The organism is Serinicoccus sediminis, from assembly GCF_004153545.1.
GTDB classification, from domain to species: Bacteria; Actinomycetota; Actinomycetes; order Actinomycetales; family Dermatophilaceae; genus Ornithinicoccus; species Ornithinicoccus sediminis_A.
In genome coordinates this window covers 256810-279376 of record NZ_SDVA01000001.1, presented here as the reverse complement: position 1 = coordinate 279376, position 22567 = coordinate 256810, and the positions used below count along the sequence as shown (strand labels likewise).

At 73.4% G+C, this 22567-nt stretch carries 21 protein-coding genes and 1 pseudogene; 11 read left to right on the top strand and 11 right to left on the bottom strand.

What is annotated here, in order from left to right; translation table 11 throughout:
* Positions 1-37 precede the first annotated feature (37 nt).
* The 4 genes from EUS26_RS01265 to EUS26_RS01250 all read left to right on the top strand — a co-directional run bounded on the left by EUS26_RS01265 (position 38) and on the right by EUS26_RS01250 (position 4744).
* On the top strand, positions 38-1477 hold the full coding sequence (locus EUS26_RS01265; RefSeq protein WP_130011353.1) for a GntP family permease: 1440 nt from the start codon (positions 38-40) through the stop codon (positions 1475-1477).
* Positions 1474-2001, top strand: a complete 528-nt coding sequence (locus tag EUS26_RS01260) for a gluconokinase (protein WP_130011352.1) — start codon at positions 1474-1476, stop codon at positions 1999-2001. The genes EUS26_RS01265 and EUS26_RS01260 overlap by 4 nt, the downstream gene beginning before the upstream one ends.
* Before the next feature lie 26 nt (positions 2002-2027).
* Positions 2028-3734, top strand: coding sequence for an alpha-glucosidase (locus EUS26_RS01255; RefSeq protein WP_130011351.1), 1707 nt, complete (start codon positions 2028-2030; stop codon positions 3732-3734).
* Between the two features lie 83 nt (positions 3735-3817).
* Entirely contained in the window at positions 3818-4744 is a 927-nt protein-coding gene (locus EUS26_RS01250) for a CPBP family intramembrane glutamic endopeptidase (RefSeq protein ID WP_130011350.1), read from the top strand.
* Here EUS26_RS01250 and EUS26_RS01245 read toward each other — a convergent pair.
* The 4 genes from EUS26_RS01245 to EUS26_RS01230 form a co-directional block, all read right to left on the bottom strand.
* Positions 4731-5966 (bottom strand): amidohydrolase family protein, encoded by a 1236-nt coding sequence (locus EUS26_RS01245; RefSeq protein ID WP_130011349.1) that lies wholly within the window; start codon positions 5964-5966, stop codon positions 4731-4733. The genes EUS26_RS01250 and EUS26_RS01245 overlap by 14 nt on opposite strands.
* A gap of 82 nt (positions 5967-6048) precedes the next feature.
* Complete coding sequence (locus EUS26_RS01240) at positions 6049-7335, bottom strand: SPFH domain-containing protein (RefSeq protein ID WP_130011348.1); 1287 nt, start codon at positions 7333-7335, stop codon at positions 6049-6051.
* Positions 7336-7386: 51 nt separating this feature from the next.
* Complete coding sequence (locus EUS26_RS01235; RefSeq protein ID WP_130011347.1) at positions 7387-7884, bottom strand: NfeD family protein; 498 nt, start codon at positions 7882-7884, stop codon at positions 7387-7389.
* A 91-nt stretch (positions 7885-7975) separates the two neighbouring features.
* A complete protein-coding gene (locus tag EUS26_RS01230) occupies positions 7976-8695 on the bottom strand; it encodes a TetR/AcrR family transcriptional regulator C-terminal domain-containing protein (protein ID WP_130011346.1) in 720 nt (239 codons plus the stop codon).
* 165 nt (positions 8696-8860) lie between these two features.
* Here EUS26_RS01230 and EUS26_RS17075 point away from each other — a divergent pair, with 165 nt between their 5' ends.
* From EUS26_RS17075 to EUS26_RS01210, 4 genes are read left to right on the top strand one after another with little or no spacing between them, the layout of a single operon-like run.
* Entirely contained in the window at positions 8861-9148 is a 288-nt protein-coding gene (locus EUS26_RS17075; RefSeq protein WP_202864996.1) for a YtxH domain-containing protein, read from the top strand.
* Positions 9141-9575 (top strand): phage holin family protein, encoded by a 435-nt coding sequence (locus tag EUS26_RS01220; protein WP_130011345.1) that lies wholly within the window; start codon positions 9141-9143, stop codon positions 9573-9575. Before EUS26_RS17075 ends, EUS26_RS01220 begins: the two co-directional genes overlap by 8 nt.
* Positions 9547-9897 carry a DUF3618 domain-containing protein gene (locus EUS26_RS01215; RefSeq protein ID WP_130011344.1) on the top strand — a complete coding sequence of 117 codons (351 nt, stop codon included), beginning with the start codon at positions 9547-9549 and terminating at the stop codon, positions 9895-9897. The genes EUS26_RS01220 and EUS26_RS01215 overlap by 29 nt, the downstream gene beginning before the upstream one ends.
* Entirely contained in the window at positions 9894-10994 is a 1101-nt protein-coding gene (locus EUS26_RS01210) for a YihY/virulence factor BrkB family protein (protein WP_238148760.1), read from the top strand. The genes EUS26_RS01215 and EUS26_RS01210 overlap by 4 nt, the downstream gene beginning before the upstream one ends.
* Here EUS26_RS01210 and metX read toward each other — a convergent pair.
* From metX to EUS26_RS01180, 6 genes are all read right to left on the bottom strand, one after another.
* On the bottom strand, positions 10991-12175 hold the full coding sequence (gene metX, locus EUS26_RS01205; protein ID WP_130011343.1) for a homoserine O-acetyltransferase MetX: 1185 nt from the start codon (positions 12173-12175) through the stop codon (positions 10991-10993). The two genes, EUS26_RS01210 and metX, sit on opposite strands and share 4 nt — an antisense overlap.
* A 1-nt stretch (position 12176) precedes the next feature.
* Positions 12177-13511 carry a bifunctional o-acetylhomoserine/o-acetylserine sulfhydrylase gene (locus EUS26_RS01200; RefSeq protein WP_130011342.1) on the bottom strand — a complete coding sequence of 445 codons (1335 nt, stop codon included), beginning with the start codon at positions 13509-13511 and terminating at the stop codon, positions 12177-12179.
* A 398-nt stretch (positions 13512-13909) separates the two neighbouring features.
* Positions 13910-14878, bottom strand: coding sequence for a hypothetical protein (locus EUS26_RS01195; protein ID WP_130011341.1), 969 nt, complete (start codon positions 14876-14878; stop codon positions 13910-13912).
* A gap of 145 nt (positions 14879-15023) precedes the next feature.
* Complete coding sequence (locus tag EUS26_RS01190) at positions 15024-17018, bottom strand: beta-propeller domain-containing protein (RefSeq protein ID WP_130011340.1); 1995 nt, start codon at positions 17016-17018, stop codon at positions 15024-15026.
* 183 nt (positions 17019-17201) lie between these two features.
* Entirely contained in the window at positions 17202-18929 is a 1728-nt protein-coding gene (locus EUS26_RS01185) for a sodium:solute symporter family protein (RefSeq protein WP_130011339.1), read from the bottom strand.
* Entirely contained in the window at positions 18926-19207 is a 282-nt protein-coding gene (locus EUS26_RS01180) for a DUF4212 domain-containing protein (RefSeq protein WP_130011338.1), read from the bottom strand. Before EUS26_RS01180 ends, EUS26_RS01185 begins: the two co-directional genes overlap by 4 nt.
* 231 nt (positions 19208-19438) lie before the next feature.
* Between EUS26_RS01180 and EUS26_RS01175 the strand changes: the two genes are divergently transcribed.
* Positions 19439-19828, top strand: coding sequence for a hypothetical protein (locus tag EUS26_RS01175; protein ID WP_202864995.1), 390 nt, complete (start codon positions 19439-19441; stop codon positions 19826-19828).
* Positions 19829-19832: 4 nt separating this feature from the next.
* The gene (locus EUS26_RS01170; RefSeq protein WP_130011337.1) at positions 19833-20756 is read left to right on the top strand and encodes a hypothetical protein; all 924 of its coding nucleotides are present in this window, start codon (positions 19833-19835) and stop codon (positions 20754-20756) included.
* A 127-nt stretch (positions 20757-20883) separates the two neighbouring features.
* Here the strand turns inward: EUS26_RS01170 and EUS26_RS01165 are convergent, their stop codons facing one another.
* A complete protein-coding gene (locus EUS26_RS01165) occupies positions 20884-21396 on the bottom strand; it encodes a PspC domain-containing protein (RefSeq protein ID WP_130011336.1) in 513 nt (170 codons plus the stop codon).
* Between the two features lie 764 nt (positions 21397-22160).
* Between EUS26_RS01165 and EUS26_RS17645 the strand changes: the two are divergent.
* Positions 22161-22451, top strand: a pseudogene (locus tag EUS26_RS17645) (ATP-grasp domain-containing protein); the annotation flags it as partial.
* Positions 22452-22567: the final 116 nt, after the last annotated feature.

Below are 22567 nucleotides of genomic sequence, written 5' to 3'. Positions count from 1 at the left end.
CCGGACGCCACCGATGTCGACCCGGGGGAGACCGCCCATGGAACCGATGGATCCCGTCTACGGAGCAGGCACGCTGCTCACCATCGCGGCCGCTGCCGTCGCGGTCCTGCTCTTCCTCATCATCAAGCTGCGGATGCACGCCTTCGTGGCGCTCATCACCGTCAGCTTCCTCACCGGCCTCGCCGCGGGCATCCCGTTCCGCGAGCTGGCCGGGGTCGCGACCAGCTTCTTCGGCAGCACCCTGGGAGCCGTGGCGCTGCTCGTCGGGCTCGGCGCCATGATCGGCCGGCTGCTCGAGGTGACCGGCGGCGCACAGGTGCTGGCCGACACCCTGATCGGTGGGTTCGGCGAGAAGCGGGCGCCGTTCGCCCTGGGCGTCGCGGCCCTGCTCTTCGGCATACCGATCTTCTTCGACGCCGGGCTCGTCGTCTTCCTGCCCATCATCTTCTCGGTCGCCCGCCGCTTCGGCGGCTCGGTGCTGCTGTACGCCCTCCCCGCCGCGGGGGCGTTCGCCGCGATGCACGCGATCGTGCCGCCGCACCCCGGACCGGTGACCGCCGCGACCGAGCTCGGCGGCTCGATCGGGCTGAGCATGCTCATCGGCATCCCGGTCGCCTTCGTCGCGTGGTACGTCGGCGTCTACCTCGTCACCACGGCCTACGCCGGCAAGATCATGGTCCCGATCAACGACTCCATGCTCCGCGGCACGGTCTCGGGCGAGCCCTCGGACCTCGACGACGGCGACGACGACGCGCGGGCCGAGCGGATCGCCCGCGGCGAGGAGGAGGTCACCCCGCCCTCGTTCGGGCTGGTGCTCGCCCTGCTGCTCCTGCCCTTCGTCCTCATCGCGCTCAACACCGGCATCGCGACGCTGCGCGCGGCCGAGGTGCTGGGGGACAACGTCGCCCTCGACGCCCTCGTCTTCATCGGGCAGACGCCCGTGGCGCTGCTCATCACGCTGCTCGTCACGACCTACGTCCTCGGCACCCGGGGACGGTCGCTGGCCACCGTCGAGACCCTGCTCAACGACGCGCTCGGCCCCATCTGCGCGATCATCCTCATCACCGGCGCGGGTGGGATGTTCGGCGGGGTGCTGCGCTACTCCGGCATCGGCGGGGCGCTGTCGGAGAGCATGGCCGACCTCGGCCTGCCGCTCATCGTCTCGGCCTTCCTCATCGCCACCCTGCTCCGCGTGGCCCAGGGCTCGGCGACGGTGGCGCTGACCACGACCGCCGGGCTCATCTCCGCCGCCGTCACGGCCGAGGGCCTGTCCGACCTCAAGATCGCCTGCCTCGTGCTGGCGATCGCCGCCGGCGCCACCGTGCTCTCGCACGTCAACGACTCCGGCTTCTGGCTGGTCAGCCGGTTCTTCGGGATGGACGTCAAGACGACGCTGCGCACCTGGACGGTCATGGAGACCACGCTGGGGCTGGCCATCTTCGTCCTCGCCGCCGGGCTCTGGGTGGTCGTCCCGTGAGCCCCACCCCCGACCCCGCGGGGGAGCCCCTCCACCTCGTCATCATGGGGGTCTCGGGCACCGGCAAGTCGACGATCGGGCAGGCCCTGCACGACCGGCTGGGCTGGGAGTTCGCCGAGGGCGACGACTTCCACCCGCAGGCCAACGTCGACAAGATGGCCAGCGGCCGGCCCCTCATGGACGCGGACCGGTGGCCCTGGCTCGAGGCGCTCGCGGCGTGGACGGCCGAGCGCGACGCCGCCGGCACCCCCACGCTGCTCACCTGCTCGGCCCTGCGGCGCTCCTACCGTGAGGTCCTGGCCCGGGGCGGCGACGGCACGTGGTTCGTCCACCTCGCCGGCGACAAGGGGCTGCTGCTGGACCGGATGAGCTCGCGCGACCACTTCATGCCGCCGTCCCTGCTCGAGTCGCAGCTGGACACCCTGGAACCCCTGGAGGAGGACGAGCGGGGCGCGGTCTACGACGTCGCCAACCCGCCCGAGCGGATCGCCCGGATGGTCCTCGCGCAGCTCGACCGGGACTGAGGCGGCTCACCCCTAGAGTGGGAGGTATGCCGTTCCCGCTCGACGAACCCCTCCCGCGCGACTGGTGGGCCTCCGCCGTCGTCTACCAGATCTACCCCCGCAGCTTCGTCGACAGCGACGGTGACGGCATCGGGGACCTGCGCGGCATCCTGCGCCGGCTCGACCACCTGGAGCACCTCGGGGTCGACGTGGTCTGGCTCAGCCCGGTCTACCGCAGCCCGCAGGACGACAACGGCTACGACATCAGCGACTACCAGGACCTCGACCCCACCTTCGGCACCCTCGAGGACCTGGACGAGCTCGTCGAGCAGCTGCACGCGCGCGGCATCCGCCTCGTCATGGACCTCGTGGTCAACCACACCAGCGACGAGCACCCGTGGTTCGAGGAGAGCCGGTCCTCGCCCCGGTCCAGCCGCCGTGACTGGTACTGGTGGCGGCCGCCGCGGGCCGGCCGCACCGGGGGCGAGCCGGGCGCCGAGCCCAACGACTGGCGGTCCTTCTTCTCCGGCCCCGCGTGGGAGTGGGACGCGGCGAGCGGCGAGTACTACCTGCACCTCTTCAGCCGCAAGCAGCCCGACCTCAACTGGGAGAACCCGCAGGTCAGGGAGGCTGTCTACGCGATGATGCGCTGGTGGCTCGAGCGGGGCGTCGACGGCTTCCGGATGGACGTCATCAACCTCGTCTCCAAGCCGCTGGACCTGCCGGACGGCAACGCCTTCGCGCTGGTCGCGGACGGTCCGCGCATGCACGAGTTCCTCGCGCAGATGCGGCAGGAGGTCTTCGCCGACCACCCCCGGGCCTTCCTCACCGTGGGGGAGATGCCCGGCGTCACCGTCGAGGAGGCGCGCCTCTACACCGACGCCTCGCGGGGCGAGGTCGACATGGTCTTCCAGTTCGAGCACGTCGACCTCGGGATCGGCCCGGGCGGCAAGTTCGACCGGGTGCCGGTCACCATGCCCATGCTGCGGGAGAGCCTCATGGGCTGGCAGACCGCGCTCGCGGACACCGGGTGGAACTCGCTCTACTGGGACAACCACGACCAGCCGCGGGCGGTCAGCCGGTTCGGCGACGACGACCCGGCGTGGCGCGAGCGCTCGGCCAAGACGCTGGCGACCGTGCTGCACACGCTGCGGGGCACGCCCTTCATCTACCAGGGGGAGGAGCTCGGGATGACGAACCTCCCCTTCGCCGAGCTGACCGAGCTGCGTGACATCGAGGCCCTCAACCACGTCGCCGAGCAGGAGGGTTCCGGGGTCGGGTTCGCCGACCTGCTGGAGGGGCTGCGTGCGGTCGGCCGGGACAACGCCCGCACCCCGGTCCAGTGGACCGACGGACCGGGCGCGGGCTTCACCAGCGGTGAGCCGTGGATCGGGATCAACCCCAACCACACGCAGATCAACGCGGCCACGCAGACGGGTCGGCCGGGGTCGGTGCTGGAGCACCACCGCGCGCTCGTCGGGCTGCGCCACGAGGAGGAGGTCGTCGCGCGCGGCACGGTGCGTCCGCTGGCGATGGACCACCCCGACCTGTGGGCCTTCGAGCGCGAGCTCGACGGGGTCCGGATGCTCACCCTGGCCTCCTTCACCCGGGCGCCGCTGGACGTCCCGGCCGCGCTGCTCGAGGGGTGGCGCGAGGCCGAGGTCGTGCTCGCGACCTCGGACGAGGCCGCCGCCGGGGTGCTCGACGACGGGGCCCTGCCGGGCTGGGAGTCGGTGGTCCTGCGACGCCGGTGAGCGGTCGTGGGGGGGCAGCCGGTGTCGCGGCCCGGGGGTCAGCCCCGCTGCGCGGACGGTGAGAGCTGCCTAGTTTCACGGGTATGACGACCTCCTCCCGGCATACCTCCTCGGCGTCCGCGCCGTCGCCACGGGGCGCGGCTGCCGCGGCCGCGCGATCCCGGGGCGGCCCCGGCGCCGCCTCCCCGTCCCCGGCAGGTGTCCCACGTGCCACGGGTCAGTACCCGGCGCCCGTCGACACCGCCCGCTCCGGCCGGGTGGCCCGGCTGTTCATGGCCCTCACGGTGGGGGCCGTCACGCTGATGTGCGTCCCCTTCCTGCTCGGCGCGCCCTACCCCGCCTGGCTGACCTTCGTCGGCCGGTGGGTCCCGCTGCTCGTCGCCGTCGTCCTCATCCGGCTCGTGCCGGTCGGTGGCCGCACGACGCAGCTGCTGGGGCTGCGGACGGGTGGGTGGCGCACCCTGCTGACCTCGCTGCTCGCCGCGGTCGGGGTGTTCCTGGCACTGGCGTTCGGCCCGGCGCTGCTGGCGCAGGCGCTGGGCTGGGGCACGATGATCGAGACCGACGTGCTGCTCGGCGCGCTGGTCCAGCTGCCGCTGTGGGTCGCGCTGCTGTCGCTCAGCACGGTGGGCGAGGAGGCTGCCTGGCGCGGCTACGCCCAGCAGCTGCTGCGGCACCGCGGCTTCTGGTCCTCGACGCTGCTGATCGGCGCGGCGTGGGCGCTGCTGCACGTCCCGCAGATCAGCATCTTCGTCGTCGCCGGCGACCTCGACCCCCGTGACCTCGCCGGGGGAGTGCTCGGGGTGTTCTTCCTGGCGCTGCCGCTGGCGGCCCTGGTGGAGCGCTTCGGCACGGTGTGGCCGGCGGTCGTGAGCCACGCGGTCCCCTTCACGGCGCTCACCCTGCTGACGTCGACGACCGGCCTCGGCTACTGGGCGGTGCTCACGGTGACCGGTGCCGCGAGCGTCCTGGCCGCAGCGCTGCTCCGGCCGCGGGTCAGGTCAGCGTGAGGGCGTCCGCGACGACCCGGCCGCGGTGCAGCACGGTGCGGTCGTCGGGGCGGTCCATCACCGCCGAGGTCGGGGTCTCACCGGCCACGAGCAGGAGGTCGGCCCGGTCGCCGGGGGCCAGGCCGGGTCGGTCCGCCGTCCCGGTGAGCCTGGCCAGGTCGTGGTCCATGATCGCGGCCCCGCCGCGGGTGGCCACGGCCAGCGCGTGCTCGACCAGCTCGTCGGCCCGGAAGCCGTGGGTGAAGGCCAGCTGCCAGGTGCGGTCGAGCATGTCGCCGTTGCCGTAGGGCGACCAGTAGTCGCGCTGGCCGTCCTGACCCAGCCCGACCCGCACGCCCGCCTCGGCGAGCTGGGCCAGCGGCAGCGTCTGCCGGCCCCCCGGGGCCACCGTGGCGGTGGCGATGTCGAGCTCGGCGAGACGCTCCACCAGACCTCGCGTCTGCGACTCGGTGCCGTCCCACAGGCCGTAGCCGTGCGAGACGAGCACGTCACCCTGCATCCCCAGCGCCTCGGTGCGCTCGCAGACGAGGTCGGCCGAGAACCGGCCCAGCTCGCCCGGCTCGTGCAGGTGGATGTCGACGGGCACGGCATACCGCTGCGCCAGGTCGAAGACGAGGTCGAGGTGCCGGACCGGGTCCCGGTCCAGGCTGCACGGGTCGATGCCACCGACGACGTCGGCGCCGGCCCGCAGGGCGTCCTCGAGCACCCGGGCCGAGCCCTCCTCGCGCAGCAGCCCCGCCTGCGGGAACGCGATGACCTGCACCTCGGCGCGGTCACGGTGCGTCTCCCGCGCGGCGAGGACCGCCTCCAGCCGCTCGAGCCCGCAGTCGACGTCGACCTGGGCGAAGGACCGCACCCGGGTGGTGCCGCGGGCGACCATGAGGCCCAGCGTGTGCGCCGCCCGCTCGGTGACGCCGACCTCCGCGTCCCGCCAGTGCGCCCGGTCGTTGAGCATCATCGTCCACACCCCCGGACCACCGGTGTGCGGCCGGAACGGCAGCCCCAGCCGGGTGGAGTCGAGGTGCACGTGCACGTCGCTGAAGGCGGGGAGCAGCAGCCTGCCGCGGCCCTCCAGCTCCTCCTCCGGCTGCCCCGTCCCCCCTTCCCCGGGCGCCGGGCGTGCCTCGCCGGCCTGGCGTGGCCCCACGTGCGTGACGAGGCCGTCCTGCACCCGCACGTCGCTGGCCGGGCCACCCCACGGGCGCACGTCGCGGATCCACATGCCGCACAGCCTACGAGCGGGGCACGACACCCGGTGTCGTGCCCCGCTCGTCGGGCAGTGCTGGGAGGTGGCCGCCCCGGGCTCAGCCCTCGTCGCGCCTCGTCGGCTGACCCTCGGGCTCCTCCGCGGGTGCCGGCTGGCCCTGCGCCTGACCGGCCTGCTGGCCCAGGTCCGGGGCGACCTGCTCCGGCTGCTCGAGGGTGCCGAGCTCGGCCCGCGAGGCGTCGTCCTGTCCCTCGCCCGCGTGCGGCTTGGCGGCCTGACGGGCCTTCTCCGCCGCGTCGGCGATGGCGGCGTCGGCGTCCTGCTTGGAGCGCTTCCGGGTCGAGAGCTCGGCGTCGCGGGTCGCGCCCTCGGCCTCCTCACGGGCTCTGCGGAGCGCCTCGCGCGGGTCCTCCAGCATCGGGGCGTCCACCCCGAGGTCGATGTCGCCCGCCTCGGAGCTGATCCCGCTCGAGGGGGCGTCCAGGCCGGCGGTGTCGGGGCCCTTGCCCCCACCGAGCGCGTTGCCGATGCCGGCGAGGGCAGCGGTGAGCTCGGTCGGGACGACCCACATCTGGTTGGAGTCGCCCTTGGCGATCTCGGGCAGCATCTGGAGGTACTGGTAGGCGAGCAGCTTGCTGTCTGGGTTGCCCTTGTGGATGGCGTCGAAGACCTGCAGGATCGCGCGGGCCTCACCCTGCGACTCCAGGATCGCCGACTGGGCCGCACCCTCGGCACGCAGGATCTGCGCCTGCTTCTCACCCTCGGCGGTGAGGATCTGGCTGCCCTTGACGCCCTCGGCGTTGAGGATCGCGGCGCGCCGGTCGCGCTCGGCGCGCATCTGCTTCTCCATGGAGTCCTGGACGCTGGCGGGCGGGTCGATGGCCTTGAGCTCGACCCGGTTGACCCGGATGCCCCAACGCCCGGTCGCCTCGTCCAGCACTCCGCGCAGCTGGCCGTTGATCATGTCGCGGCTGGTCAGCGTCTGTTCCAGGTCGAGCGAGCCGATGACGTTGCGCAGCGTGGTGACGGTGAGCTGCTCGATGCCCTGGATGTAGTTGGCGATCTCGTAGGTCGCCGCCTTGGGGTCGGTTGGCTGGAAGTAGATCACCGTGTCGATGGAGACCACCAGGTTGTCGCTGGTGATGACCGGCTGTGGCGGGAAGCTCACGACCTGCTCACGCAGGTCGACCACCGAGCGGGGGCGGTCGACGAACGGAACGAGGAAGTGGAGGCCGGCGTCGAGGGTGCGGTCGTACTTGCCGAGCCGCTCCACGATGACGCTCGTCGCCTGCGGCACGATCCGGATCGCCCTGGCCACGGCCACGACGACGAAGAGCGCGAGCAGGAGGACGACGAGCCAGACGATGAGGTTGATGGGATCCATCGAGCTTCTCCTTGGTTGGGGTGCTGCTGTCGTATGTGGTGCCGCGCGCGGTCAGTCGCGCGGCGGCTCGAGGTCGAAGGGCTTGTCCTCCGGTGACGAGGCGGCGACCACCGCGGTCGCCCCGTCGATGCGGACCACCGTGACGAGGTCGCCCTCGGCGAAGGTCTGCCCCTCCAGCTCGGCCCGGGCGGTCCAGCTCTCCCCCCGCAGCTTGACCAGGCCGGCCCGGTCGGACACCGGCTCGAGCACGGTGGCCGTCTGGCCGATGTTGCCCTCCATGAGGATCTTGCCGCCCTTGCCCTCCATGCGCAGGTGTCGCAGCGCCACCGGGCGCAGGGCGAACACGAAGAGTCCGGAGGCCACCGCGAAGATCAGCACCTGCCAGATGAGACCGATGCCGAAAGCCCCCGCGACGACGGCCGCCACCAGGGCGCCCAGCGCCAGCATGAGGAAGAGCAGGTCGAGGGTGGTCATCTCGACGATCCCGAACGCCAGTGCGGCGCCGATCCACCAGAGCCACTGCGGAGAGTCGCGTAGCCAGTCGGGCATGTCGGGCTCCTTTCCCCTGTGACCATCGATCCTATGACGTGGACGTCAACGGCGCGCGGTCGGTTCCGTCCGGCTCACGGACGGGGCGGGCTCAGACGGAGACCGCGCGCTCGATGCGGTTGAGCAGCATCTCGAGCCCGATCTCGAACTCCTCGGCCCCGCGGTCCTGGCTGAGCCGTTCCCGCATCCGCAGCACGTGCGGCGCCCCCTGCACGTCCGTGGCGGTGTCCTGCTCGGGGATCTGGGCGCTGCCCTCGTTCATCGGCTCCTCCACGGCGCTGACGTTCTCGGTCCGCATCGACACCTCGAGGAGCAGGTAGCCGACGAGGAAGCTGGTGAACGCCTTGTAGGTGTCGACCGCGCGCTCCTCGTCGAAGCCGTACCCGGTCAGCGTGGCGAGGAGGTGCTCGACGGTGTCGATGTCGCGCAGCGGGGGCCGCAGCCACGGGGTGGCCGGGTGCCGGGAGACGACGAGGGGGAAGGCGGAGGGGTGGCGCAGGGCCACGTCCCGGATCTCGTGCGCGAGGTACTGCAGGTACTCCTGCCAGCTCGTGGTGCCCGCGGCCTCCACCCGCTCGGCCAGACCGTCCAGCAGGCGCGCGACGACGGCCTCGAGCAGGTCCTCCCGGCCCGAGACGTAGCGGTAGAGCGCCATGGCCTCGACCCCCAGCTCGCGGCCGAGGCTGCGCATCGACATGTGCTCGACCCCCTGCGCCTCGATGCTCGTGAGCGCGACGTCGACGATGCGGTCGCGGTCCAGACGGCGACGCGGCGAGCGGCCGGGGCGTGGAGGCTCTGCGCTCGTCGACACCCCGTCACCATCTCACGCGTCCGGCCCGGTCGCAGGCACTGGTGCCCCCCGGGGTGCCGTTCCGTGTGGACAGTCCTTGTTTACGCCGTATGCTCGCCGAGGTGGCTGAGCCACCGGGCGCGCGCCCACGGCACGCGCCTGACACCGTGAGGTCAGGAGACGACGATGAGCAAGATCATGATGGCCGCCGCCTTCGGGGCGGGTTACGTCCTGGGCGCCAAGGCAGGTCGCGAGCGCTACGAGCAGCTGAGCGCCAAGGCGCAGGAGCTGTGGCAGCACCCCACCGTCCAGGAGAAGGCGGGCCAGGTCAAGGAGAAGGCGGGCCGTGCGCAGGAGCAGGCGCGGGGCGCGCTCTCCGAGGACCAGGGCGGGTCCGCCGCTGGAGGGGACGACCGCGGGGCCGACGAGGACAGCGTCCTCGCGGGGGGCACCCACCAGGACCCCCGTGGCTGAGGCGTACGACCCGCAGGCCGGGCAGGCCTCGACGGGCGAGCTCATCGCGCGGCTGAGCGAGCAGACGAGCACGCTCGTCCGCGACGAGATGCGCCTGGCGCAGGCCGAGCTGAGCGCCAAGGCCAAGAACGCCGGCGTGGGCATCGGCATGTTCGGTGCCGGTGGACTGCTCGCCTTCTTCGGGGTGGCCGGCCTCGTCACGACCGCCATCCTGCTGCTCGCCCTGGTGCTGCCCGCGTGGGCCGCCGCGGGCATCGTGACGCTGCTGCTGCTCGCCGCGGCGGCGGTGGTGTCGCTCGTGGGCAAGAAGCGCGTCGAGGAGGCCACCCCGGCCAAGCCCGAGCGCGCCATGGACAACGTCAGGCAGGACATCGCCGAGGTCAAGGAGGCAGCCAGTCATGAGCACCACGCCGCACCGCGGTCCTGACACCCCCCAGGACGACACCTCGCCGGGGGACACGGCCGAGGGCACGGCCCAGGACCCGCAGCAGATCGAGGCGGACATCGCCCGGCACCGCGCCGAGCTCGGCGAGACCGTGGACGAGCTGAGCGAGCGCCTGGACGTGAAGAAGCAGGCCCGCCGCAAGGTCGAGTCGGTCAAGGCCGGACTCGGGAACCGCGTCGACGACGCCCGGACCAGGGCGACACGCGCGGACCGGCAGGAGGTCACCGCCGCCGCCGCGGCGGTCCTCGGGGTCGTCGCCGTCCTGGCCCTGGGTGTCGGGATCGTCCGGCGGGTCCGCCGGTGAGCCGGGCGGACGCACAGCACGACGCCGCAGAGCGCCGGGCCGCGCAGCTGGATGCGCCGGACCCCGAGCGCGAGGACAAGCCGGACTCGCCCGCGCAGATGACCGGGCCGGCGTGGAAGTACACCGCGGGCAAGGCGTTCCGCGAGTTCCTGGACGACGAGTGCACCGACCTGGCTGCGGCGCTGACCTACTACGCCGTCCTGGCCATCTTCCCGGCGCTCATCGCGATCTTCTCGCTGCTGGGGCTGGTCGGGCAGAGCCAGCAGGTCGTCGACACGGTCATGCCCGTCCTGGAGGGTGTCCTCGGCGAGTCCGGGGCCTCGACCCTGGAGCCGGTGGTGGAGTCGTTGGCCACCTCACCGGGCGCCGGGCTGGCCCTGGTCATCGGTCTGGCCACCGCGCTGTGGTCGGCCTCGGGCTACGTCACCGCGTTCAGCCGTGCGATGAACCGGGTCTACGAGATCGAGGAAGGTCGGCCGGTGTGGAAGCTGCGCCCCGTCATGCTCCTCATCACCCTGGTCATGGTCCTCATGGTGGTGCTCGTCGCCCTCATGCTCATCGTGTCCGGGCCGGTGGCGACGGCGGTCGGTGAGGCGATCGGCCTGGGGTCGACCGTGGTCACCGTGTGGCAGGTGGCCAAGTGGCCGGTCGTCCTGCTGCTCGTCATGCTCGTCGTGGCGCTGCTGTACTACAGCACGCCCAACGTCCAGCAGCCGAAGTTCCGGTGGCTGAGCATCGGTGCCGGAATTGCGATCCTCGTCTGGATCCTCATCTCGGTCGCGTTCGGCTTCTACATCGCCAACTTCTCCAGCTACGGCGCGACCTACGGCTCGTTCGCCGGGGTGATCATCTTCCTGCTCTACCTGTGGATCACCAACCTCGCGCTGCTGCTCGGTGCAGAGGTCGACGCCGAGCTGGAGCGCTCCCGCCAGCTCATCGCCGGCCTCGAGGCCGAGGAGGACATCCAGCTGCCTCCCCGCGACGACGCCAAGATCGTCGCGAACGAGGAGAAGGAGCAGGCGGACCAGGACAAGGCCCGTGCGCTGCGCCGCAGCGGCGGGGACACCACCGACCCCGACGAGGCTCCGCGCTCCTAGGGGCGGGCGGCGGCGGTCGATGCGAGGGCGGACCCGTGAGGGTCCGCCCTCGCCGTCGTCCCGGTGCACGGGCGGGCGGCCGGCCTGCGCAGGGCCCGGGCGACGATGTCGAAGACCTGCTCGGTCTCCACGAGGAAGGCGTCGTGACCGTAGGGGCTGTCGATAACGGCGAGCTCGCGGCAGGTCGGGGCGGAGGCCACGACCTCGCCGTCGGCCGGGGTGAAGAGGCGGTCGCTGCTGACGACACCGACGGTGAGGTCGGCGGTGATCCGGGCCAGCGCTGACGGGACCCCGCCCCGACCGCGGCCGATGTCGTGGCTGTTCATGGCCTCGGTCAGGACGAGGTAGGCGTTCGCGTCGAACCGGCGGACGAGCTTCTTGCCGTGATGCTCCAGGTAGGACTGCACGGCGTACCGGCCGCCACGCAGCGCGTCCTCGCCCTCCTGCGGCCCGCAGCCGAAGCGCAGCTCGAGCTCGGCCGCCGAGCGGTAGGTCGTGTGCGCGATCTGCCGCGCGATCTCCAGGCCGGCCCGCGGCCCGGGCCCCGGGTAGTAGTCGCCGCCGTGGAAGCCGGGGTCGAGCCGGATGGCGTGCAGCTGCGGCACCGACCAGGCGATCTGGTCGGCGCTCGCGACGGCGCTCGCGGCGAGCACCACGCACCGCTGCACCCGCTCCGGGAAGGTCGTCGCCCACTCCAGCGAGCGCATACCGCCCACCGAGCCCCCGACCACGAGGGCGAAGCGGTCGATGCCGAGCCGGTCGGCCAGCAGGGCCTCGGCGTGCACCTGGTCGCGCACGGTGACGCGGGGGAAGGTGCTGCCGTAGGGGCGGCCGTCCGGTGCGGGGGAGGAGGGGCCGGTCGTGCCGCCGCAGCCACCCAGGACCGCGGGGGCGACGACGAACCACTCGTCGGTGTCGAGCGGGCACCCGGGGCCGATCAGCCCTGGCCACCACCCCGGGGTGGGCTGTCCGGGCCCGCGGTCGCCGACGACGTGGCTGTCGCCGGTGAGCGCGTGCAGCACGAGCACGGCGTTGCCGCCGTCCGGGGCCAGGCGGCCCCACGTCTGGTAGCTCACCCGGACGTCCTCGAGGATGTCGCCGGACTCCAGTGCGAGCGGGCCGACCGGCTGGGTGCGCCGGCGCGAGCGCGGGGCGGCCTCGTCGGCCGTGAAGGCGGTCACGTCAGGCCGCCTCGGTGCCGCGCACCGCGGCGGCGGCGGCGGCGAAGCCCCGGTCGAGGTCGGCGAGGATGTCGTCGATGCCCTCGATCCCGACCGAGAGCCGCACCAGCCCGGGGGTGACACCGGCGGCCCGCTGCGCCTCAGGGGTGAGCTGGGAGTGGGTGGTGCTGGCCGGGTGGATGACGAGCGAGCGGACGTCCCCGATGTTGGCGACGTGGCTGTGCAGCTCGAGGGCGGAGACGAACGCGCGCCCGGCGTCGGCACCCCCCTCGATCTCGAAGGCGAGCACGGCGCCGGCGCCCGCGGGCAGGTAGGTGAGCGCTCGCCCGTGCGAGGGGTGCCCGGGCAGCCCGGCGTAGGCGACGGAGCGCACCTGCTCGTGCCCCTGCAGCCGCTGCGCCACCCGCTGCGCGTTGGCGACGTGGCGCTCCATCCGCAGCGACAGGGTCTCCACCCCCTGCGCGATGAGGAAGGCGTTGAACGGCGACACCGCCGGCCCGAGGTCGCGCAGCAGCTGCACCCGCGCCTTGATGATGTAGGAGACGTTGGCGCCGAGCAGACCGCCCTCGCCGAGCGCCTCGGCATACACCAGGCCCTGGTAGGACGGGTCCGGCTCGGTGAAGCCGGGGAACCGCCCGCCCCGGCCGTAGTCGAAGCGGCCCGCGTCGACGATGACCCCGGCGATGGAGGTGCCGTGGCCGCCGAGGAACTTGGTCGCCGAGTGCACCACGACGTCGGCGCCGTGCTCGATCGGGCGGCACAGGAAGGGCGTCGCGACCGTGTTGTCGACGACGAGCGGCACCCCCACCTCGTGCGCGACGTCGGCGACCGCGCGCAGGTCGAGCACGTCGCTGCTCGGGTTGGCGATGGTCTCGCCGAAGAAGGCCTTGGTCTCCGGCCGTGCGGCGGCCCGCCAGGACTCCGGGTCGGCCGGGTCCTCGACGAAGGTCACCTCGATGCCCAGCCTGGGGAGGGTGTGGGCGAAGAGGTTCTGGGTGCCGCCGTAGAGGCTGGGGGAGGACACCACGTGGTCGCCCGCGCCCGCCACGTTGAGCAGCGCCAGGGTGACGGCCGAGGAGCCGGAGGCCACGAGGAGGGCACCGACGCCGCCCTCGAGGTCGGCGATGCGGTTCTCGACCGCCTCGGTGGTCGGGTTGGTGATGCGGGTGTAGATGGGGCCGAGCTCGGCCAGCGCGAAGCGGTCGGCCGCCTGGTCGGCGTCGTCGAAGACGTAGGAGGTGGTCTGGTAGATCGGCAGCGCCCGCGCGCCGGTCTGGGAGTCGGGGGTCTGACCGGCGTGGATCTGCCGGGTGGCGAAGTCGCTGAAGGTGGCCATGGGGGGTCTCGTCTCTCGCTGGGGGGTGCAGGGCGGGTGGTCACTCTGCTGAACCCGCCTCAGCAGCGGGAGGACGGCGGCCGGGTGGTCGTCGGCGCGTCGGCTGCGAGGGGAGGGCTCAGCAGCGGCGCATTCGGCGGGAGCGGCTCGTCATGGCTCCTGTTCTACAGCCTCCAGGAGAGCGAAGTCAATGCGGGTTGATGGCCCTCTTCGGTCTCTGTTCCGCAGGATCTGCGCCACAAGTCCCGTTCGTGCGGATCTCTGCGGTATGCCCCACTGCCGGGTGCAGAGCCGGGTCACCTCGCCGCGCATCACGGAACCCGAGGTGGTGCAGAAATGATGCTGCGTCCCGGTCGCCAGGACGACCGGTGCGCAGCACCGTTCCTGCACCACCGGGGTCAGCCCCGTCGCTCGACCACCCGCACGTCCGGCATCGGCGACGCGGGGCCCAGCGCGACCAGCTCGTCCACCCTGGCGAGGAAGCTCTGGGGGCGGGCGTGCAAGGTCCACGGAGACACGCCGAGCACCCTCGCGCCGACGGCCACCAGGACGGAGTCCTTCTCGACGGTCGCGGCCCAACGGTCGCCGCCCTGGTCGTCGATCCCCTGGTGGTGCTGCCGCGAGTGCACCTGCAGGGCCGCTCCCATCGTGGGCATCCAGCCGTCCGGGCAGGCGAGGAAGCGCCCGGTCCGTGCGTGTACGAGCCGGCAGTTGGTGAGCAGCATGGGAAGGTCCGGCCGCTGGTCCCACAGGCGGCGCAGCACCGCCTCCGGACGGGACCAGGCGCCACCGGTGTAGGCCCCGAGCCCGGCGCGCACCCGATGCACCTGCGCCCCCGGGCGTTGCCACAGCTCGCCGTCCAACCCGGAGGGGGTGGCGAGACCGCGCTGCAGGATCGCGATGGCCAACGCCTCCTGCTCTGGTGGCGGCACCCGCTCCAGGCACGCGGCGTCCACCAGCGCCCGGGCGGCGGGGGCCACGGCCAGCGGCCCCTCGCGTCGCGCGGGGCCGGGCAGCCGGGTGGTCCGCACGACCCTCGCGCCGTCATGCTCGCGCGCCCGGGCCGTCGCCGGCACGAGGAACGTCGCGACCTGGGGCGGAGGCGTGCGGACCCCGTGCTCGCCGAGGGCCACCAGCCCGGTGAGCACCGCATCCGCACCGGCCCACAGCGCCGCGGCCGTGAGGAGGGCGTCGTGGCTCAGCGGCCCGCGATGAGGTGAGACGACACGCGGGTAGGGCATGCTCCACGACGTCGAGCGTCGGTGCCGGATCTGCGCCGGCGTCCACCCCGCGCCCCGCAGCTGTCCGACGGTCGCGAGGCCGCGCTGGCCGGCGACGTCGGGGAAGGGCGGGTGCTGCTGTGCCATGCGACCATGCTGCCCCGGCAGGCCGCGCCCGCGCCGACGGCAGCCCCTGCCCTGTGGACGACGGTGGTGGTGCAGGAACGCTGCTGCGGGGTGGTCGCCAGGACGACCGGGACGCAGCACCGTTCCTGCACCGTCATGCCCAGGCTCACAGGTCGACGACGCCCACCGGCTCCAGCGTGGCGAGGTCGGCCACGCGCAGCGAGTTCTCACCGAGCACCCACAGCCGGTCGTCGATGACCAGGGTCCGGCGCGGGTAGTCCCAGGTCCCGTCGCTCGCGCCGTCGCCGTCGCCGCCCAGCTGGAGCCGGGGCCCCTGCGAGAGGCTCTGCTCGTCGACGTCGACGCCGGCCGAGACGACACCGGTCCACGAGGTCTTCTCGGTCCACGCCTCTGCGGGCAGGAAGAGCTGCCCGGTCTGCGGCCACCACCGGAACGCCCGGTGGTCGTACTCCACGGCGGAGTGGTGCTGGGCCCAGGTCTGCTTCGCGACCTGGGTGGGTGCGGCCGGGTCGGAGAGGTCGAAGAGGGAGACCTGCAGGCCGGTCGTGACACCGTCGTCGGAGGCGTCCTGCCCGACGCCGAGCAGCAGGTCCTCGCCGACCGGGTGCAGGTATGCCGAGTAGCCGGGGATCTTCAGCTCCCCGGTGACCCGGGGCTGGGTCGGGTCGGAGGTGTCGAGCAGGTAGAGCGGGTCGGTCTGCCGGAACGTGACCACCGCCGCGGTGTCGGCGGTGAGGTAGCGCACCGCGTAGATCTGCTCGGTCTTCCCGAGTCCGTCGACCCGCCCCTGCTCGACGAGCCGGCCGCCCTCCTCGGCGAGCACGACGAGCGAGCTGCTGGACGGGGTGCTGCCGGAGGCGTCCGTGGTGGTCGCGACGCGGACGACGCCGTCGGCCTCGTCCACGCTGAACTGGTCGAGCAGCCGCCCGTCCACCGTGCCGGACGCGAGGTAGTCGGTGGAGCCGGCGTCGGTGAGGTCGAAGGTGTGCAGCGCGGTCGTCGCCGCGCCCCCGCCGCGGGGGAGCACGCCGGCGGGGCCGTCGGTGAGGGCCCAGGCCTCCCACGGGCTGGTGGCGACGACGAGGCGGTCGGTCGAGGCATACACCGTGGAGCCGGAGGCGACGAGCCCGCCGGCGGAGGTGAGCTCGAGCTGGTCCGCTCCGAGGTCGAAGGTGAGCACCGACATGACGGAGAGGCCGGAGAACTCCGGCGGGCGGGCCACGTCCTCGCACGGCACCGCGCGCTGCGTGCCGTCCGAGCGGGTGCCCTGCACGGTCTGCAGGTGCGGGAGCCAGTCGTCCAGCGCGGAGGCCTCGATGATCTCCCGGTTGACCTGCTCGGCCTCGTCCTCGGCGACCAGGCTGCCGGTCCGCGGCTCGACGAAGGCGAGGCCGGGCGGCGGGGTGACCATGACGACCCGGGCGGTGCCGTCGTGCATCCGGGCCGAGCGGTACTCGCCCTCCAGCCGCAGGGTGCCCGCGGCCGTCGGGTCGGCCGGGTCCGACACGTCGACGAGGGTCACCACGGTGCGGGTCGGCGGGAACGCGGGGAAGGACGTCATCCCCTCCGTGCCGTCCATCACCGGCAGGGGCGTGCGCTGCTGCGGCCACTCGCGGGTGAGGACGAGCACCTGCCCGGACCCACGGTCCAGCAGCAGCTCCGCCTCGGACCCGGTGGGACCCCCGGGCAGCGCCAGGGACCCGACCTGGGTCTGGCTCGAGACGTCGACGACCACCAGCCTGCCGGCCCGGGTGGTGACGATGATGTCGCCGTCGGTCTGGACGACGTCGGGCTCCTCGACACCCTCCTCCTGGTTGTTGGTCCCGGAGAAGTCGCCGCCCTCGGCCCGGGCCCCCTTGCCGCCCCCCGCCGAGCTGTCCGCGGCGGCGGCGTCGGAGGCCGCCATGTCCTCCGCCCCGAACCATCCCGCCCCGCCCCCGAAGCCCCAGGGCCCGACCCGTTCCAGCGCGTGCTCCTTGACGTAGGCCAGCAGCTCCTCGCAGGAGCCGAAGTCGGTGAGCTCGGCGGCGCCGGCCCGGGGAGGCGCGACGACGTCGGCCGGGGTGCAGGCGCCGAGGGCCAGCGGCAGCGCGAGGAGGGTGGCGGTGAGGGCGGTGCGGCGGCCAGACGACGGTGTCATGGCGACCTCCTGGGGGAGGGGGCTCCGAGGACGGGGTCCCGTGCCGGGTGGTGCTTCGGTCAGGCGTATGACGTGGCGTCACCCTCGGCGGTTCCGCCCCCTCGGCAGACGCGGACCGGCCGCACGGTCTGCCGGGGCAGATCGTGCGGCCGGTCGGGGACAGCCGGTCGGGACGGCGTGACGTCAGCGGTCGTCGTCGCGGTGCTGGTGCTCCTCGGCGTACTCGCTCAGGTGGCCCTCCGCGTGGGCGGCCACCAGCTCGGAGCGGCCGGGGTAGCGGACGTCCTCGACCACCTGCTGCATCAGCTCGCTGGGCTCCTTGGTGAACTGCGAGACGATGACGATGGTGACGAGGTTGAGGACCATGCCGATGGTCCCGATCCCCGTCGCCGGGATGCCCAGGATGGGCTCGTTGCCGAAGAAGGTCGGCAGCGTCCACAGCTGGTAGAGCAGGGTGACGCTGAGCCCGACCGCCATACCGGTCGCCGCCGCCGCCGCCGTCGCCTTCTTCCAGAAGATCCCGAGGAACAGGATGGGGAAGAACGAGGCGGCGGCCAGCCCGAACGCCAGGGCCACCACCTCGGCGACGAACCCGGGCGGGTTGATGCCGAGGTAGCCGGCGACGATGATGGCCGCGGCCATCGCGATGCGGCCGACCCGCAGCTGCTGGGCGTCGGTGGCCCGCGGGTTGATCTTCTTCCAGTAGATGTCGTTGGCGACCGAGCTGGAGATGACCAGGAGCAGGCCCGAGGCGGTGGACAGCGCCGCCGCCAGCCCACCCGCGGCGACCAGCCCGACGATCGGGGCCGGCAGGCCGGCGATCTCCGGGGCGGCCAGCACGACGATGTCGTTGTTGATCGCCAGCTCGGTGCCCTCGCCGATCGCCCCGGCGACGTCGATGACGCCGTTGCCGTTGAGGTCGGTGACCGTGATGAGACCCACGTCGCTCCAGGTGTTGAACCACCCCGGTGTCTCACCGATCGTGCTGCCCGGGATCTGGGTGAGCACGTTGTACTTGCTGAACGCACCGACCGCGGGGGCGATCGTGTAGAGCAGCGAGATGAAGAACAGCGCCCACAGCGCCGAGTAGCGCGCGGCCCGGACCGACCGGGCCGTGTAGAAGCGGACGATGACGTGCGGCAGACCCGCCGTCCCGAACATCAGGGCGGCGGTGATGAGGATCATGTTGACCATGGAGGTCTGGGTGAACGCCTCGGTGTAGGCGGCGAGACCGAGGTCCTGCTGGAGGGCGTCCAGCTCGCCGAGGATCTGACCGAAGCCGATCTGCGGCAGCGGGTTGCCGGCCAGCTGCAGCGAGATCGCCACCGCCGGGATGATGTAGGCGATGATGAGCACGGAGTACTGCGCGACCTGGGTCCAGGTGATGCCCTTCATCCCGCCGAGCACGGCGTAGAGGAAGACGATGGCCATCCCGATGACGACGCCCCACGTCCGGTCGACGCCGAGGAAGCGCTGGAAGACCACGCCGACACCGGCCATCTGCCCGGCGACGTAGACGAAGGACACGACGAGCGCGCAGACCACGGAGACCAGGCGCGCCGTCTCGTTGTAGCGGTCGCCCACGAAGTCGGGCACGGTGTACTTGCCGAACTTGCGCAGGTACGGGGCCAGCAGCAGCGCGAGCAGCACGTAGCCGCCCGTCCAGCCCATGAGGAAGACCGACCCGGCGTAGCCGTTCTGGCTGAACGCGATGAGCCCGGCCATGGAGATGAACGACGCGGCGCTCATCCAGTCCGCGGCGACGGCGGCGCCGTTGGCCGGGGCGGGGATGCCGCCGCCGGCGATGTAGAACCCGGCCGTGTCGGAGACCCGGCTGCGGTAGGCGATCCAGATGTAGAAGCCGAAGGTGAGGACGACGAAGACGAGCGTCCAGGCCTGGATAGGGCTCACTGGTGATGCACCTCCTGCTCGTACTCGGTGATGCCGAACTCGGCATCCAGCTTGTCCATCCGCCACACGTAGAAGGCGATGAGCAGGACGAAGACGATGATGGCGCCCTGCTGGGCGAACCAGAAGCCGAGCGGTATGCCGAAGATGCTCACGGCGTTCAGCGCGTCGACGAAGAGGATGCCGGCGCCGAAGGACACCAGGGCCCAGATCACCAGCAGGACCGACATCAGGCGGACGTTGCGCCGCCAGTACTCACGCCGTTGGTCGACGTCAAGCATGGAGCCTCCTTGCTCTGCAGACGGATGTGGCCAGCGGGTCCACCGAACACGAGGCCGTGACGCGGGGGCAAGGACGGCGGACGGGTCCTGCGCCGAACGGTGGCGGCGGTGCGCCGAGCGGCCGGGCCCGGCGACGAGTGGTGCGGGCCCGGCCCCGGCCGGTCGTCGGGGACGCGGCGAGCAGCGCCTGGGACCTGTCGCGGCGCTGGCCCGTGGCATACAGTGCCGCTCATGCGCTCCCGACGCGCCCCGGGCCAGGGCCGGCTGCTCCTCGCCGCGGGGATGATGATCCTCGGCGGCTTCCTGCCCTGGGTCTACACCTATGCCGGGCCGGTGAGCGGCGCCGTCGGTGGGGGGCTGTGGGTGTTCTACGCCGGGCTGATCGCGCTCGCGGGGGGCATGGTGCCGGCCGCCCGGCTGCGCACCGTCATCATCGCCCAGTCGGTGGTCTGCGGGGTCGTGGCCCTGGGGCTCACCCTGTGGCAGGTCGTCCACGCGCTGAGCCTGGTCGGGCTGCAGGGGTGGATGCCCGGGCCGGGCCTGGTGCTCAGCGGTTTCGGCGGCGTGCTGTGCCTCCTCGCCGCGCGGCAGCTGTCGCAGGTCCGGCCGGTGCAGGCCTGAGCCGGTGGACCCGGAGCGGCTGCGCGAGCGGGTGCTCGAGCTGGAGGACCGGCGGGCGCGGTCGCGACGGCTGCGGCTCTCCCGCGAGCGGCTGCAGCCGCGGATCGACCGCGACCGGGCCCTGCTCGCCGAGCGCAGCCGGCTCCAGCAGGCCCACCAGGCCGACGTCGACCGGCTGGACCGGCACGGTCCGCGACGGTGGGTCGCCACCCTCGACGGGTCGCTGGAGGAGCGTCGCCGGCTCGAGCTCGCCGAGGCGCAGGAGGCGGCCGAGCGGGTGGAGGAGGTCCGGGCCCGGCTGGCGACCCTCGCCGTGGAGGCCGACCAGCTCGACGGCGACATCGCGGCGCTCGGCGACACCGAGACGCCCTACCAGGAGGCGCTCGCCGACCTCGTCCTCGCCGCCCGGGCCGGCACTCCCCGCCCACCGGCCGGGCCGGCCGCCGGGGAGACGCCGCCGGAGCAGATCGTCACCTGGGCCGAGCGCAAGCAGCGGGCCATCACCCAGCGGGCCGACGTCGAGGTGCTGCTGCCGCAGGCCCGCGCGCTGGTGCCCCAGGTGCGGCGCGTCACCGCCCGGATCCCCGTGGTCGCGGCCGGGATCGAGGCCTCGGCGATGGTGACGGACGCGCACGGCGTCGCCTTCTGGTCCGACGGGCTGAGCGAGCTGCGCCGCCGGGTGGCGGGGGTGGACGAGGCCGTCCTGCGGCTGCGCGAGGAGATCGAGGGCTCCCAGCTGCCGGACCTGCCGGTGCCCGACCCCGGCGGGTTCCCGGCGGCGTCGCCCAGCCGGCTGAGCATGGTCGGCTACGCGGAGGTCGAGGCCCGGATGGCGCAGGCGCAGGAGTGGGGCGACCGGGTCCTCGCCGAGGCGGAAGCCCTGGTCGAGGAGCTGCTGCGGCTGCGCGAGGAGCTGGCCGAGGCGTGAGCGGGCCGTCCCCGCGTGGACGGGCGTCGACCGGCCACCCGGGGCCCTCGACGCACGAGCGCGCCGGCCGGCCACCGAGGGGTCCGGCCGGCGCGGCCACCACTGCTGAGGAGGAGTCCCTGCCTCGTCAGCCGGCGGCGCCCTCGCGCTGCTGGCGGCGCTGCAGGCGGGTCCAGGCCCAGTAGCCGACGGCGGCCAGCGCAGCCACCCCGAGGAGCTCGGGGAGGATCGCGGCGAGGAAGGAGAGCCCGCCGCCGAGCACCCCGAGGGCTGCGACGGCGCCGAGGGCGAGGACGATGAGCGACCGGCCGCGCCCGTCGCGCAGGCCGCCCTCGAGGTGGGTCCGGCCGGAGGGGTCGGGCAGCAGCGTCCACGCGATGAGGTAGAGGCCGACGCCCACGCCGCCCAGGAGGGCGACGACGAACGCGGCGGCGCGGACGGCGATCGGCGCCACGCCGAGTCGGTCGGCGACGGCGGCGCAGACACCTCCGAGCACCGCCTCGTCGGTGCGGCGGGAGGGGAGACGGCGCAGCGCGGCATACACGCCGTCCAGCGCAGAGGAGCGCTGCTGCTCCTGCGGACGCGGCTGCGGGAGGATGGGTGGGAGGTCGGTGGCGGCGGAGCGGGTGTTCTCGTTCATGGCTCCCAGCCTGCCCCGCGGCCCGCGCGCGGGCGACGGGGCGACCTCCCGGAACGGCGCGGGGGATATCCCCCTGATGCGGCGGTTCTGCGGGGGATCGGGGGGAGCGGCACCTAGGGTCGGCCCATGTCCACCGCCGGGAGTCGCCCCACGTCGGTGCTCATCCTCGCGCACACCCGCGACCGGGGCGCCGTGACCGCCGCCCGGGCGCTGCGCCGCGCCGGCTGGCGGGTCGGGGTGGGGTCCTCCCGCCCGGGTGCCGGCCTGGCCGGGGCCTCCGGCGCCGTCTCCCGGACGCACCTGGTGCCCCGTCCCACCGGTGACCCGACCGCCTTCGTCACCGGGGTCCGCGAGGCTCGGCGCGCGGGCGGGTATGCCGTCGTCGTCGGCTCGGGGGACGACTGGATGGCGGCCCTGTCGCACCACCGCGACGTCGTGGGCGGCGTCGTGGCCCACCCCGCGGCGACGGTGGTCGCGGCGGCCACGGACAAGCTGGTGCTCGCCGACCTCGCCGTCCGCTCCGGGCTCGGGACGCCGGCCACCCGTGCCCTCGAGCCGGGTGCGGTCGCCGACGTGGCCCTTCCCGTGGTGGTCAAGAACCGGTGGCACTGGTCACCGGAGCAGAGCCGCACCCACCGCATCGAGACCGCTGTCTGCTCGACCCGGCAGCAGCTCGCCGAGCACCTGCGTGCCTTCGAGGGCCGGGGGACCTGCCCGTGCTGCAGGAGCCGGTGGAGGGCCACCTGGCCGCCGTCATCGGCGTCATGCACGAGGGCCGCCTGCTGGGGCGGGTGCAGCAGGTCTCGCCACGGCTCTTCCCCACCCCGTCCGGAGCCTCCGCGCGGGCCCGCACGGTGCCGGTCGACCCCGACCTCGCGCGGCGCTGCGAGACGCTGCTGCGGCACCTGGGCTGGACCGGTCTGGTCGAGCTGCAGTTCCTCGTCGGCGCCGACGGCACCCACCGCCTCATCGACCTCAACGGCCGGTTCTTCGGCTCGCTCGCGCTGAGCGAGCGGGCCCGACCCGGTCTGGTGGACGCCGGGCTGCGGGCCGTCTGCGGGATGCGCGTGCCCCGGCTCGGTGACGGCCGCGCGGGCGTGCGCTACCAGTGGCTGGCCGGCGACCTGCGGCGGGCCCGCCAGGAGCGCCGCGGGGGAGTGGCCCTCGACGT

What these genes read in the sequence shown, in the direction of transcription:
- EUS26_RS01265 (WP_130011353.1), top strand. Translation starts at nt 38, where the DNA reads ATGGAACCGATGGATCCCGTCTACGGAGCAGGCACGCTGCTCACCATC.
- EUS26_RS01255 (WP_130011351.1), top strand. Translation starts at nt 2,028, where the DNA reads ATGCCGTTCCCGCTCGACGAACCCCTCCCGCGCGACTGGTGGGCCTCC.
- EUS26_RS01250 (WP_130011350.1), top strand. Translation starts at nt 3,818, where the DNA reads ATGACGACCTCCTCCCGGCATACCTCCTCGGCGTCCGCGCCGTCGCCA.
- EUS26_RS01245 (WP_130011349.1), bottom strand. Translation starts at nt 5,966, where the DNA reads ATGTGGATCCGCGACGTGCGCCCGTGGGGTGGCCCGGCCAGCGACGTG.
- EUS26_RS01240 (WP_130011348.1), bottom strand. Translation starts at nt 7,335, where the DNA reads ATGGATCCCATCAACCTCATCGTCTGGCTCGTCGTCCTCCTGCTCGCG.
- EUS26_RS01235 (WP_130011347.1), bottom strand. Translation starts at nt 7,884, where the DNA reads ATGCCCGACTGGCTACGCGACTCTCCGCAGTGGCTCTGGTGGATCGGC.
- EUS26_RS17075 (WP_202864996.1), top strand. Translation starts at nt 8,861, where the DNA reads ATGAGCAAGATCATGATGGCCGCCGCCTTCGGGGCGGGTTACGTCCTG.
- EUS26_RS01215 (WP_130011344.1), top strand. Translation starts at nt 9,547, where the DNA reads ATGAGCACCACGCCGCACCGCGGTCCTGACACCCCCCAGGACGACACC.
- EUS26_RS01200 (WP_130011342.1), bottom strand. Translation starts at nt 13,511, where the DNA reads ATGGCCACCTTCAGCGACTTCGCCACCCGGCAGATCCACGCCGGTCAG.
- EUS26_RS01195 (WP_130011341.1), bottom strand. Translation starts at nt 14,878, where the DNA reads ATGGCACAGCAGCACCCGCCCTTCCCCGACGTCGCCGGCCAGCGCGGC.
- EUS26_RS01190 (WP_130011340.1), bottom strand. Translation starts at nt 17,018, where the DNA reads ATGACACCGTCGTCTGGCCGCCGCACCGCCCTCACCGCCACCCTCCTC.
- EUS26_RS01180 (WP_130011338.1), bottom strand. Translation starts at nt 19,207, where the DNA reads ATGCTTGACGTCGACCAACGGCGTGAGTACTGGCGGCGCAACGTCCGC.
- EUS26_RS01175 (WP_202864995.1), top strand. Translation starts at nt 19,439, where the DNA reads ATGCGCTCCCGACGCGCCCCGGGCCAGGGCCGGCTGCTCCTCGCCGCG.
- EUS26_RS01165 (WP_130011336.1), bottom strand. Translation starts at nt 21,396, where the DNA reads ATGAACGAGAACACCCGCTCCGCCGCCACCGACCTCCCACCCATCCTC.